Origin of the sequence: Vagococcus fluvialis, assembly GCF_048815235.1 — a bacterium.
GTDB lineage: Bacteria > Bacillota > Bacilli > Lactobacillales > Vagococcaceae > Vagococcus.
Genome location: NZ_JBMEAO010000005.1, coordinates 50,153 through 61,800 on the forward strand (window position 1 = coordinate 50,153; position 11,648 = coordinate 61,800).

Sequence of the window (11,648 nt, forward strand, 5' to 3'; positions counted from 1 at the left end):
TATGAAGCCTATTGGAAGATGCCGAGCGCATACCAATATTGCCTTAATCAAATACTGGGGAAAAAGAAATGAAGACCTTTTTTTACCAATGAATAGCAGTCTCTCACTAACTTTAGATGCTTTTTATACGGATACATCAGTAACCCTAGATGACACTTTATCATCAGATATTTTTTACCTAGATGATGTCTTACAAGGTGACAAAGAAACTTTAAAGATTACGAATTTCTTAAATTTATTTAGAACAGCAGCAAACATTGAGACAAAGTGTCTTGTTAAGAGTTATAATCATGTTCCTACAGCTGCAGGACTTGCTTCATCAGCATCAGCTTTTTCAGCTCTTGCTGGAGCGATGAATGAAGCTACTGGCTTAAATTTAGATTTAAAAACGCTCTCTACTTTTGCTAGACAAGGTAGTGGCAGTGCCACTCGAAGTATTTATGGTGGTTTAGTCGAATGGCATATGGGAGAAGATGATATCTCTGAATCAAGTTATGCTATCCCAGTAGATGATGCGACTTGGGATATAGGAATGATTGTTATTGCTGTTAATACAGGACAAAAAAAATTATCCAGCCGTGTTGGCATGAAACAAACTATTGAAACATCCCCCTTTTATTCTTCATGGGTCGAAACTGCTACATCTGACCTTACAAAAATGAAAGATGCCATAAAAGAAAAAGACTTTATCACATTAGGAGAACTCACAGAATCTAATGGAATGAAAATGCACGCTACTATGTTAGGTGCTTTTCCACCAATTTCTTATTGGGAACCAGATAGTGTTAAAGCCATTCAAGCTGTTAAAGAGATACGTGAGACAGGGATTCCATGCTATGTTACAATGGACGCTGGACCAAACGTGAAAGTATTATGTCGTCAATCAGACATGAAACAAATAGAAGAAAAATTACTAAATCAATTTAAACCTGAACAAATTATCCCCACAAAAGTTGGGGCAGGTATTAAAGTATTAAGTGATTCCCAGTGGAATTACTAAAGGAGAGATTATTGTTGATAAAAGCTAGTGCTCCAGGAAAACTATATATCGCAGGTGAGTATGCTGTCTTAGAACCTGGACATCCTGCTTTAATTGTTGCTCTGGATCAATTTATTACTGTTACTTTAAAAGAAGCCGATAAACAAGGAAGTATCTGTTCTAGTTACTCTAATGGTATTTCTATTCCATGGACTAGAAAAAACGGCAAATTTTATATGGATGAACGTGAAAATCCTTTCTCATACATCACTAAATCTGTGACTCTTGTTGAACAATACTTACAAGAGTTAAACTATGATTTAAAATATTTTGATTTAACTATTGAAAGTGAACTTGATAATAAAGATGGTCGTAAATACGGACTTGGCTCAAGTGGTGCTGTTACAATTGCAACGATTAAAGCGATTCTTTCTCTCTATGAGATTAACTACACCTCAGAATTACTTTATAAATTAGCAGCAATTACCCATTTGTCTTTAAATAGTAACGGCTCATTAGGTGATTTAGCAGCCAGTTCTTATGGTGGATGGATTGCTTATTCTTGTTTTGAAAAAGAATGGGTGATTGATCAACTTAATAACAAAGAAGCTGTCTCTAATTTAGTCAATAAAGAGTGGCCAAAATTAAGAATCGAGCCTTTAAAAGCCCCTGCTGATCTACGTTTATTGATTGGTTGGACTGGCTCTCCTGCTTCGACCACATCCCTTGTGGATCAGTTAAATGATGAACAAAATGAAATGAACGGTTTCTTTAAACAATTTTTAGAGGATAGTTATAAATGTGTGATGTGGATTATTGAAGCCTTCCACGAAAATAACATTGAAAAAATTCAACAGGGAATCAGAATCAATCGTCATCTCCTGCAATCTTTAGCCAAAAAAAGTCGTGTTAATATTGAAACTGACTCATTAAAAGATTTGTGTGCAATTGCAGAAGAATTTAACGGAGCAGCTAAGTCTTCTGGTGCTGGCGGTGGTGATTGTGGAATTGTTCTTTTTAATCAACAAGATGAGATTTTACCAATGATTACTTCTTGGCGTGAAAAAGGAATTATTGATTTACCACTACAAGTCTATAAAGAAACACAAACTAATTATGAACCAATTATTTGGGAGGATTAAACATGACCGATAACTGGAATCGTAAGGATCAGCATATTCATTATGCTGAAATGCAATATAAACCTCAGTCTACAAATGGATTGGAGCAAGTTCGATTTGTTCATCAATCTTTTTCTGAAATGAAAACAACTGATGTTAACTTAAATACTAATTTGGGTAGTCTTTCATTAGACTATCCTTTCTTCATAAACGCTATGACTGGTGGTAGTGATAAAGCTCATGTCATTAACAAAAATTTAAGCATTATTGCTAAAGAAACAGGTTTAGCAATGGCAGTCGGATCAGTCAGCGCTGCCATTAAAGACCCTTCTCTTTCAGAAAGTTTTAAAATTGTTAGAAAAGAAAATCCTAATGGCCTAATTATGTCTAACTTAGGGGCTCACCATTCATTAGAAAATGCTAAAAAGGCAGTCGATATGTTAGAAGCCGATGCCATACAAATTCATTTAAATACACCTCAGGAAGTTGTTATGCCTGAAGGTGATAGAGATTTTACTGGTTGGCTAAATAATATTGAAGAAATTGTTAAGCATATTGATGTCCCTGTCATCGTAAAAGAAGTCGGTTTTGGTATGTCTAAAGAAACCATCCAACAACTAATTGATATTGGTGTCACCATTATTGATGTTAGTGGCCGTGGTGGGACTAATTTTATTCATATTGAAAATGAACGCCGGGAAGAAAAAGAATATGATTACTTACTAAACTGGGGACAAACAACAGCTGAGTCTTTATTAGAAGCTCACTTCTACCGGAAACAAGCAGATTTTATCGCTTCAGGTGGCATTAAAAACCCTCTTCATATGTTAGCAGCATTTGGATTAGGTGCTAAAGCGATTGGCTTATCAGGTGAATTTTTACACCGAGTGTTAACCACTGGGAATGAGCAAACGATTCATACTGTTAATCAATGGAAAAGTGAGCTAACAGCTTTGATGACTTTAGTTGGAGCTAAAAAGATAACAGATGTTGAAAAAGCTTCAATTGTTCTGTCACCTGAATTAAAGCATTGGTGCTGTGAAAGACATATCAATTTTAAGCATCAATAAAAAAGAGGTTAACCTAATTTACTGGTTAACCTCTTTTTCATACTCTAAAATATCGCCTGGCTGACAATCTAATGCCTCACAAATCTTTTCAAGTGTTGAAAATTTAATCGCTTTGGCTTTTTCATTTTTTAAGATAGAGAGATTTGCCATCGTTATTCCTACATGCTCTGACAATTCGGTGACAGACATTTTTCTCTTAGCTAACATCACATCTAAATTGACTCTAATCGGCATTCATCCCACCCCTTTATATGGTTAAATCATTTTCATTTTTTAACTGCCCTGCTAGTCTAAAAATATAGGCTAATAAAGAAGCAATCACTGCAATAATTAAACCTAAAAAGAAAAAAATAACGCAGATAAAAAAGTAAGGATAATTCCCTTGATAGTTAAAAAGCCCAATCATTAAAGCTACTCCGTAAATAATACTTTCTACTACACCAGAATAAGCTATTTTTATCAAACGTTGGCTATTTTTTATTGAAAAGATCGTCTCATTCAATAAATCTGAACTGATACGCCATAAACTAAATAAAATAAACAACACTGGTACTGCCGTTATCCATAATAATAGTTGAATGATATTACCATTTTGTCCATCATTTAAGAATGAGCCAATTTTAGGGCCTAATATTAATAACAAACTAAAGCCACTAATCCCTAATAACAGGATAATTAATTTAAATAAAAAATTCATTTTTTTTACTGACATAATAAAACTCCTTTAAAATGATACTTGATTATACCATAAAAAAACGAGGTTCACTCCTTCGAGTCAACCTCACTTTTCTTATCTTCTTACCATAGCCATTCTTTTGATAAAGCCTATTGTTCCTAATATTAATCCTAAAAAAATATTACCAAAACCAATTGGGATTAAGAAAAAGTATGGTTCATGAAGTAGACCTTGAGCATCTACATACTCTGGTGTAAAACCTTTCACGATAAAACAAGCTAGCCCTAATAATAGTAAAACCATACTTAAACTCATTAAAATTGATTTATTTTTTGTTTGTGTCATATTAAATTCCTCTTTTCTTTTGATGAATTTAATATAGCATCACTAATAACGCAAATCAACATATTTTTATCGTTTTACGATAAAAATATGTTGATTTAAAGAAAATTTAAACTTTGATATAAGCATATCCTTCTTGTTGGACTTCCACTAGTCTAAGAACTCCAGAAGGCACAACATGAACAAAAGGTGGCAATTCTTTTTCTACGATTTCAAACTTTTCCATAGCATGTTTACAACAGCTTAATTTAACACCTTTTTCAACTAACTCATGCATTGAAATACCAAATTTAATCTCCTGGTAGCCTTTTACGGCATTCCCATTAGCTAATAGTTCAATTTCAGTGATCGCGTTTTTACCATCATTTAGTAGATTAGTAGCATTACTTAAAATAGTTGGCCATTTCTCTAATTCGTTAATATGTAAAATTACTTTCATTGTGTTCTCTCCTTTATATATAGTGGGGATTTAAAATAATCTTGATGTTTATTGGTTGACGTTAGTAGTTGATATACTTGACCTGCTTTAATATCTAAAGATAACAAGGTTTCATTCTTTTTATTAATATTCGTAATGAGTGGAATAGTTGTTTCTTTTTTTTGTTGTTTTAAAAATAAACGACCACATTCATTAAATCCTAAAATTCGTAAAAAAGAATTTGCCCAAACCTTTTCTACTTCTTCTTGTTTTATTTGTAGCAATACATAAACACATAGTCTTTGAATTCTTGTCCAAGTATATCTTTTACTTTTAACTCCTTCCACAAATTCTCCAAATGTATCAACTTTCGATACTACTTCTTTTAGTCTATATTCTAAACCTTCTACCATTTGATAGATTTGCTTTAGTTCTTCGATAGGTGTTGTTATCAGTTGATAACGAAGGAGTGGCCATGCTTGTTCCCAAGAGATTAGTTCTTCAGAATCTAACTTATCAAAGGTTTCTTTAGGTATCACTTGATTAAGTGTTTCTAATCTTCCTGACAGAGTTTCTTTTCGAATAGCTGTCGCACTAGCAAAGCTATCTGCTGCAATCTTCTCATCATGATACTGATTACCCATTCTTTTAATGGGATAGATTTTCATTGGCTTATCATACTTAGCATTTTCTTTGGCATAACCCATTCCTAAAATATGGTTAGGTGAAGAAAAATCGAGTGTCCAATTAGGTAGCAGTTTGCGATAAACTTCTGTCATTTGCTGCGGATAACTTTGACCATTATTTTTTAGCTCGTGATAAGTTCTATCAATCAACTCTCTATGTTCTTGATTAAATTTACCAAAGGCTTCATAGTCAACTTCTTCCTGGATATCCGTTCCAAAACACAAGGCATCAACGCCTAACTCTTGTAGCATCTTCACACCACCACGAGTAAAATAATCTGCTGATTGAACGGCATATGCTACAGGCAACTCCACTACTAAATCAGCTCCATTAGTTAAAGCTGCTTGCGCCCTTTCCCATTTATCAATAATTGCTGGTTCTCCTCGTTGTAAAAAATTACCACTCATCACCGCTACTATAACGTCTGCTCCTGTTATCCTACGTGCTTCTTCTAAATGATATTTATGACCATTATGAAATGGATTGTATTCCACAATAACCCCACAACTTTTCATCCCTTCACCTCCTAAAAAAGCTAACTAAGCAATATTTGCTAGCTAGCTTTCATTATTATTTTTGGCAAACAAAAAACCAACGATTTGACTCTTCATTAGGCTCAGCATCTTCAAAATCAGCAAATACTTTTACTGAACTAAAACCAGCTTTATCTAATAAAGACTTATATATGTCAATCGAATAAGTTCTTTCTTCATGTAACTCATCAAAACGCTCAAATTTTCCTGTTTTATCAGCTACAAAAAATGTTAAAAAATGTTCAATACTAAAATCTTCTTCTCCAGGATAGCTTTCCCATAAAAAGGCAAATTCATCCGTTTGATAGTGGTAACTGTATTCAGAAAAACCAACTTCCATTTGGTACGTTGAATGAACATCAAAAATAAATGTTCCTGATTCTTTTAATGACTCGTAAACACCTTTAAATACTTGTCCCACTTGCTTCTCATCACTCATGTAACAAATCGAGTCAGAATAACAAGTCACAGCATCATATTTATTTTTTTCAGTTAAATTTAACATATCTCCTGTCACAAATTGTAACCCTTGATCATCTGATGAAGTTCGTTTATTAGCTAACTTAATCATATCTTCTGATAAATCTAAACCTGTTACATTAAAACCTAAATTAGCTAGCTCAACCGATAAAATTCCAGTTCCACAAGCTAATTCTAGTAACTCTTGCTGATTCTTTTTTAAATGACGACAAGTAAATTCTAACCAATCAAGATATAGATTCTCATCCATTACCTCGTCATAAATTTTAGCAAATGTTTCATAAGTTGCCATGATTAATCAACCATGCTTGTAATGTTTACAAGTGGTGCATCAGACCATAATTTTTCTAAATTATAGAATTCTCTTTCTTCACCATGGAAGACGTGAACAATCACATCACCTAGATCAATTAAAATCCAACGTGCTGATTCTTTACCTTCAATACGTTTAACTTCCACATTGTTTTTATGTGATTCTTCTACTACTTCATTAGCAATAGCTGATACTTGTTTATCACTATTCCCGTGACAAATAACAAAATAATCTGCTAAAAGTGAGACATTTGTTACGTCTAAAGCGACGATATCCTCTGCGCGTTTTGAATCAGCTGCTTTAACAACTAACTCTAATAATTCTTGACTGTTAATAATAATTACCTCCTAATTGTTAGCAACCCAAGCATTGTATGTTTCAATTGTTTTTGGGTATACTTTAAAACCTTTGTTTATTAAATATAATAAAGTTTGTTTCGTTTCAAAAGCGACGGCTTCTTCCAAATTGTGATCTGCTATCTTGCGAGCTTCATTAACCACAGGAAAGTCTCGACCATCTTCAATATAATCCGCTACATAAATCACTTTAGCTAATTCACTCATGTTCTTAGCTCCTGTTGTATGTAGTTCAATAGCTTCTAAAATAGATATATCGGCTACTTCTAGCTCTTTATTAACTAAAAAAGCGCCTACTATCCCATGCCAAATGGCATTACCATACTCAAGTAACTCTTCATCAAAATTCTCCTGATGAATCAAAGAAATCATTTCTTCATCAGATCGTTCTTTAGCGTAGTCATGAGTTAAGGCAGCAATACTAGCTTGCTCTTTATCTACATGATATAAATCAGCTAAATAACAAGCTTTTGCTTCCACTCGTAACACATGTTGAAATCGTTTCTGACTCATTTTTGAAGAAACTTTATTGATGAGTTCTTCTCTTGAGTAATTAATAAATTTTTTACTATAACTCACGGGTATTGTCATCTCGATACAATCCTTTTTTATGAATATATTCTAACACATTTTCAGGTAAAAAGTATTTAACAGAACAATTCGCTTTTATTTTTTTTCGAATCATACTAGAGCTGATTTCCATTAATGGAACGTCTACCCAAATAAGTGGATAAGGTGATTCTTTGGCTGAACCTGGTCGATTAACACCCACAAATTGAACCATTTCCATTAATTCATTGATTTTATACCATTTTGGTAGATACTCAACCATATCTCCACCAATGATAAAATAATAATCCGTTTCTGGATGAAGCTCTATTAATCTCTTCATTGTGTCAATGGTGTAACTTTTACCTTCTCTCACTATTTCTGATAACTCAATACTTAAATGAGGGTTATCAGCAGTTGCTAATTTTAACATTTCCACACGATGGGTTGAATCTATCGTTTCTTTTTTATCCACATGAGGTGAAATAAACGAAGGCATCAGATAAAATTCATCTAAATCTAACTGAGCCCTCACTTGCTCGGCAATAATTAAATGTCCCATATGAATAGGATTAAATCCCCCACCTAAAATACCCACTCGTCTTCTGTTTGATTGCTTTTCCAAAAGACTTGTTTCTATTTCCTCTAGTAGACTGATTTTATTTTTCATAAGGCACCTTCTCTTCTTACATTGAACGAACTTTATTTGAAATGTTTTGATATTTTTCTTTTGATGATGAACGGTATACAACTAAAATACGACCAATAATTTGAACCACATGGCAATGTAGTGTTGTTTCAAATACTTCTGCTACTTCACTAGCTTCTTCATCTGTATTTTGTAATAAAGTGACTTTTATTAACTCTCTTCTTTCAAGTAAATCATCTACTTGATCTAATAATGTTTCACTAATACCATTTTTTCCAATTTGTACAACTGGAGATAAATGATGTGCTTCGCTTCTTAAAAAGCTTTTTTGTTTTCCTCTTAATGTCATGTTTTTCCCTCTTCTTTATCTACTTTAAATAAGTGACTTTCTCATAATTACATCTACGCCTTTTGGTGCCCAGCCAGCTACAACCGCAGCTTCTGGAATCGTAATCCAACCAAGACCAGCAAATACTAAATCTGTTTTTTCTTTAACAGAGAACTCAAAACGAACTAACTCTGGAAATTCATCTAATTCATTTTCACGTGGTGGTTGTAATAGTCCACCAGCGTGTTTTGCGTAAAATTCTGTTGCTGTTTCAAGCTTAGTTCTATGAATCATTAAATCATTTGACACATATGAAATAAATCCTTGTTTAGATCCACGAATAAAATCAAAACGAGCTAATCCACCTAAGAAAAGTGTTTGTCCTTCATTTAATTGGTAGACTTTAGGTTTGATTTCTTTTTTAGGCGATACTAACATTAAATCTTTTTTACCTAAATAATGAGCCATTTGATGACGATGGATAATTCCTGGTGTATCAATTAAAAATTGTCCGTCATCTAAAGGAATTTCAATTTTATCTAATGTTGTTCCTGGGAATTGAGACGTTGTAATTAAATCTTTTACCCCAGCAGCATTATTAATAATAGCGTTAATTAAAGTTGATTTTCCAACATTAGTCACACCTACTACATAAACATCGCGACCCTCACGGTACTCTTCAATTAAATCAAGTAAAGATTCAATATCATTTTTACTTTTAGCACTTGTTAAAGTCACATCAACTGGTCTAAGACCTACTTCATGAGCTCTTTCTTTCATCCACTGAATCATTTTTGGCTTCTTAAGTGATTTTGGTAAAATATCTACTTTGTTACCAACTAAAAGAACTGGATTATCTCCTACAAATCGGTGTAACCCTGGGATTAAGCTGCCGTTAAAGTCAAAGATATCAACTACGTTAACGATTAAAGCATCTGTGTCACCAATGCTATTTAATAGAGCTAAGAACTCTTTATCTGTCATGGCTACATCTTGAATATCGTTGTAATGTCTTAATCTAAAACAGCGTTGACAATAAACATCTCCACTTTCTAGACCTTTTTCTAAAGCTGAATTTGGCGTGTAACCCATTGCTTCTTTATCAGTTGTTTGAATCACCGATCCACAACCAATACAGCGAATTTCTTCATTCATTTCATTTAACTCAGTCATTAAGTGATTTCCTCCATTTCATATCAGGATGATTTTTGTATAAATGTTTTTTTATTCTTTTTTCTCTAGCACGATTAAATTTTGTATTCCAAGCATCCGTCTCAACAATTGGTTTTACTAAAACATTTCTAATCCCTGCATTATTAGCACCCTTAATGTCAGTCATTAATTGATCGCCAACCATAATTAATTTTTCTTTAGGGAAATTGTACTTACGTTCAACTTCATTAAAGCCTTTTTGGAATGGTTTCATTGCACGAGAAACATATTCAAGACCTAGATGTTTAACAGCTCTATCAATGCGAGAGGCTTTATTGTTTGAAACAACAATCACTGGAATATTAGCTTCTTTCATGGTTTCAATCCAAGCAAGTAACTCCGGTGTGCCGTCAGGATTATTCCAAGCGATTAAGGTATTATCTAAATCTGTCAATACTGCTTCTATACCATGAGCTTTTAACTGCTCAGGAGTAATGTCATAAATAGCTTCAATCATCCATGTTGGTTTATATTTTAAAAACATACTGGACTTCCTTTCATAAAAAATAGGAGACATCCTTCGTCTCCCATACTTTTCCCTATTATACGCTATTTTTATTAATAATTCATCAAAAAAGATGTAAAAATATAGGTGAGTTACAAGTCCTTTCACTTTAACAAAAAACTAAAAGTAAAAGAGAAGATAACCCTAAAAGTCATCCTCTCTTTCCTTTATACTGTTTTACCAATATCTTTTCGGTAATAAAAATTTTCTAAACCTTGATTTTCTAACCAAGAATACACATTTTCATGAGCATCTTCTTTAGTCGTTGCACTTTGAGCCACTAAGAAAACACGACCTCCTGAAGAAATTAGTTCGTCTTCCTTTTTAGTAACGCCAGAGTAAAATACTTTCGTCTCATCATCTGTTGTTAACTCAGGAATTAAAACATTCTTTTCATACTCGCTTGGATAACCTTTAGCTGCGACAACTACACCTAAAGTTACTCCATCTTGTTTCCATTTAATCTCAGGAGTATCATTCATTAATAAACTTTCAATCACTTCTGAGAAATCTGAATCAAGACGTTCTAACAGCACTTGAGTCTCAGGGTCTCCGAATCGAGCATTGTATTCAATTACCTTCGGACCTTCATCCGTTAAAATTAAGCCTGTATATAAAATCCCTGTAAAAGGCGTTCCCTTAGCAGCCATTCCTGCAACAGTAGGCTTAATAATGTCCTCAAAAACAATAGACTCAACTTCTTCAGTCACATAATCGACTGGACTATAGGCTCCCATACCACCTGTGTTAGGACCTTTATCCCCATCAAAGATTGCTTTGTGATCTTTAGCAGCCACCATTGGATAGATGCCTGATTGACCTACAAAAGAAAGCAAAGAAAATTCTCGTCCCACTAAAAACTCCTCAATAACCACTTTAGGTGTTTCATTTTGAAATAAATTATCATCTAACATCTCTTTTAGGGCTTCTTTTGCTTCTGATAAAGTTTCAGCAATAACAACACCTTTACCTGCTGCTAGGCCATCGGCTTTAATCACGATTGGTAAATGTTGCTTTTCAACATAGGCAAAAGCTAACTGACTATCTGAAAAACTTTGATACTTAGCAGTTGGAATCTGAAACTCACTCATTAATTCTTTTGCAAATTCTTTAGAGCCTTCAATCATAGCTGCTGATTTTTTAGGCCCAAAGGCTTTAATACCTGCTGCTTCAAAATCATCTACAATCCCGTTCATCAATGGAACTTCTGGACCAACTAAAACCCATGAGATAGCTTCTTTTTTAGCAAATGCTATTAGTTCTTCATGATTATCCTCATCAATTGCCACCACTTGTATGCCATCAAGAGTCATTCCCGCATTTCCTTTAGCGCAAAATACCTCTTCTACTTTAGGACTTTCCAATAGCTTTTTACATAAGGCATGTTCTCTTCCACCACTACCAATAACTAAGATTTTTCGCTTCATGAT

The 11,648-nt window shown here is 33.7% G+C and carries 16 protein-coding genes; 3 read left to right on the forward strand and 13 right to left on the reverse strand.

The annotated features are described in order from the left end of the window. Position 1 precedes the first annotated feature (1 nt). The 3 genes from mvaD to fni are packed head-to-tail and all read left to right on the forward strand — an operon-like array spanning position 2 to position 3,170. The gene (gene mvaD, locus ACODH8_RS04460) at positions 2-1,000 is read left to right on the forward strand and encodes a diphosphomevalonate decarboxylase (protein WP_420517564.1); all 999 of its coding nucleotides are present in this window, start codon (positions 2-4) and stop codon (positions 998-1,000) included. Between the two features lie 14 nt (positions 1,001-1,014). Continuing rightward, complete coding sequence (locus ACODH8_RS04465) at positions 1,015-2,121, forward strand: phosphomevalonate kinase (RefSeq protein WP_420517566.1); 1,107 nt, start codon at positions 1,015-1,017, stop codon at positions 2,119-2,121. Between the two features lie 2 nt (positions 2,122-2,123). Continuing rightward, positions 2,124-3,170, forward strand: a complete 1,047-nt coding sequence (gene fni / locus ACODH8_RS04470) for a type 2 isopentenyl-diphosphate Delta-isomerase (protein ID WP_420517567.1) — start codon at positions 2,124-2,126, stop codon at positions 3,168-3,170. 18 nt (positions 3,171-3,188) lie between these two features. On the opposite strand, the gene ACODH8_RS04475 is transcribed toward fni, so the two are convergent. The 13 genes from ACODH8_RS04475 to purD form a co-directional block, all read right to left on the reverse strand. Beyond that, a complete protein-coding gene (locus ACODH8_RS04475) occupies positions 3,189-3,404 on the reverse strand; it encodes a helix-turn-helix transcriptional regulator (protein ID WP_332464649.1) in 216 nt (71 codons plus the stop codon). A 13-nt stretch (positions 3,405-3,417) separates the two neighbouring features. Continuing rightward, positions 3,418-3,882 (reverse strand): DUF2975 domain-containing protein, encoded by a 465-nt coding sequence (locus tag ACODH8_RS04480; protein ID WP_420517569.1) that lies wholly within the window; start codon positions 3,880-3,882, stop codon positions 3,418-3,420. Between the two features lie 78 nt (positions 3,883-3,960). Further along, entirely contained in the window at positions 3,961-4,191 is a 231-nt protein-coding gene (locus ACODH8_RS04485; protein ID WP_332464647.1) for a DUF3955 domain-containing protein, read from the reverse strand. 106 nt (positions 4,192-4,297) lie between these two features. After that, positions 4,298-4,627 (reverse strand): DsrE family protein, encoded by a 330-nt coding sequence (locus ACODH8_RS04490; RefSeq protein WP_332464646.1) that lies wholly within the window; start codon positions 4,625-4,627, stop codon positions 4,298-4,300. Continuing rightward, entirely contained in the window at positions 4,624-5,808 is a 1,185-nt protein-coding gene (locus ACODH8_RS04495) for a nucleotidyltransferase (RefSeq protein ID WP_420517571.1), read from the reverse strand. The genes ACODH8_RS04490 and ACODH8_RS04495 overlap by 4 nt, the downstream gene beginning before the upstream one ends. Positions 5,809-5,863: 55 nt before the next feature. Then, entirely contained in the window at positions 5,864-6,598 is a 735-nt protein-coding gene (locus ACODH8_RS04500; RefSeq protein WP_420517573.1) for a class I SAM-dependent DNA methyltransferase, read from the reverse strand. 2 nt (positions 6,599-6,600) lie between these two features. Beyond that, the gene (rsfS, locus tag ACODH8_RS04505) at positions 6,601-6,960 is read right to left on the reverse strand and encodes a ribosome silencing factor (protein ID WP_420505017.1); all 360 of its coding nucleotides are present in this window, start codon (positions 6,958-6,960) and stop codon (positions 6,601-6,603) included. Positions 6,961-6,966: 6 nt separating this feature from the next. Continuing rightward, the gene (yqeK, locus tag ACODH8_RS04510) at positions 6,967-7,554 is read right to left on the reverse strand and encodes a bis(5'-nucleosyl)-tetraphosphatase (symmetrical) YqeK (protein ID WP_420517585.1); all 588 of its coding nucleotides are present in this window, start codon (positions 7,552-7,554) and stop codon (positions 6,967-6,969) included. Next, positions 7,544-8,194 (reverse strand): nicotinate-nucleotide adenylyltransferase, encoded by a 651-nt coding sequence (locus ACODH8_RS04515; protein WP_332464642.1) that lies wholly within the window; start codon positions 8,192-8,194, stop codon positions 7,544-7,546. Before ACODH8_RS04515 ends, yqeK begins: the two co-directional genes overlap by 11 nt. 16 nt (positions 8,195-8,210) lie before the next feature. Continuing rightward, positions 8,211-8,522, reverse strand: a complete 312-nt coding sequence (gene yhbY / locus ACODH8_RS04520) for a ribosome assembly RNA-binding protein YhbY (RefSeq protein ID WP_332464641.1) — start codon at positions 8,520-8,522, stop codon at positions 8,211-8,213. Positions 8,523-8,546: 24 nt separating this feature from the next. Further along, positions 8,547-9,656: a ribosome biogenesis GTPase YqeH gene (gene yqeH, locus ACODH8_RS04525; protein ID WP_332464809.1), complete on the reverse strand. Its 1,110-nt coding sequence runs from the start codon at positions 9,654-9,656 to the stop codon at positions 8,547-8,549. A gap of 10 nt (positions 9,657-9,666) precedes the next feature. Next, on the reverse strand, positions 9,667-10,230 hold the full coding sequence (locus ACODH8_RS04530) for a YqeG family HAD IIIA-type phosphatase (protein ID WP_420517575.1): 564 nt from the start codon (positions 10,228-10,230) through the stop codon (positions 9,667-9,669). Between the two features lie 155 nt (positions 10,231-10,385). Continuing rightward, the gene (gene purD, locus ACODH8_RS04535; RefSeq protein ID WP_420517576.1) at positions 10,386-11,645 is read right to left on the reverse strand and encodes a phosphoribosylamine--glycine ligase; all 1,260 of its coding nucleotides are present in this window, start codon (positions 11,643-11,645) and stop codon (positions 10,386-10,388) included. Positions 11,646-11,648 lie beyond the last annotated feature (3 nt).

Bases quoted from the DNA above. Each gene is read 5' to 3' on its own strand.
- mvaD (WP_420517564.1), top strand. From the start codon at position 2: ATGAAGCCTATTGGAAGATGCCGAGCGCATACCAATATTGCCTTAATC.
- fni (WP_420517567.1), top strand. From the start codon at position 2,124: ATGACCGATAACTGGAATCGTAAGGATCAGCATATTCATTATGCTGAA.
- ACODH8_RS04475 (WP_332464649.1), bottom strand. From the start codon at position 3,404: ATGCCGATTAGAGTCAATTTAGATGTGATGTTAGCTAAGAGAAAAATG.
- ACODH8_RS04480 (WP_420517569.1), bottom strand. From the start codon at position 3,882: ATGTCAGTAAAAAAAATGAATTTTTTATTTAAATTAATTATCCTGTTA.
- ACODH8_RS04485 (WP_332464647.1), bottom strand. From the start codon at position 4,191: ATGACACAAACAAAAAATAAATCAATTTTAATGAGTTTAAGTATGGTT.
- ACODH8_RS04490 (WP_332464646.1), bottom strand. From the start codon at position 4,627: ATGAAAGTAATTTTACATATTAACGAATTAGAGAAATGGCCAACTATT.
- ACODH8_RS04495 (WP_420517571.1), bottom strand. From the start codon at position 5,808: ATGAAAAGTTGTGGGGTTATTGTGGAATACAATCCATTTCATAATGGT.
- ACODH8_RS04500 (WP_420517573.1), bottom strand. From the start codon at position 6,598: ATGGCAACTTATGAAACATTTGCTAAAATTTATGACGAGGTAATGGAT.
- ACODH8_RS04515 (WP_332464642.1), bottom strand. From the start codon at position 8,194: ATGAAAAATAAAATCAGTCTACTAGAGGAAATAGAAACAAGTCTTTTG.
- yhbY (WP_332464641.1), bottom strand. From the start codon at position 8,522: ATGACATTAAGAGGAAAACAAAAAAGCTTTTTAAGAAGCGAAGCACAT.
- yqeH (WP_332464809.1), bottom strand. From the start codon at position 9,656: ATGAATGAAGAAATTCGCTGTATTGGTTGTGGATCGGTGATTCAAACA.
- ACODH8_RS04530 (WP_420517575.1), bottom strand. From the start codon at position 10,230: ATGTCTCCTATTTTTTATGAAAGGAAGTCCAGTATGTTTTTAAAATAT.
- purD (WP_420517576.1), bottom strand. From the start codon at position 11,645: ATGAAGCGAAAAATCTTAGTTATTGGTAGTGGTGGAAGAGAACATGCC.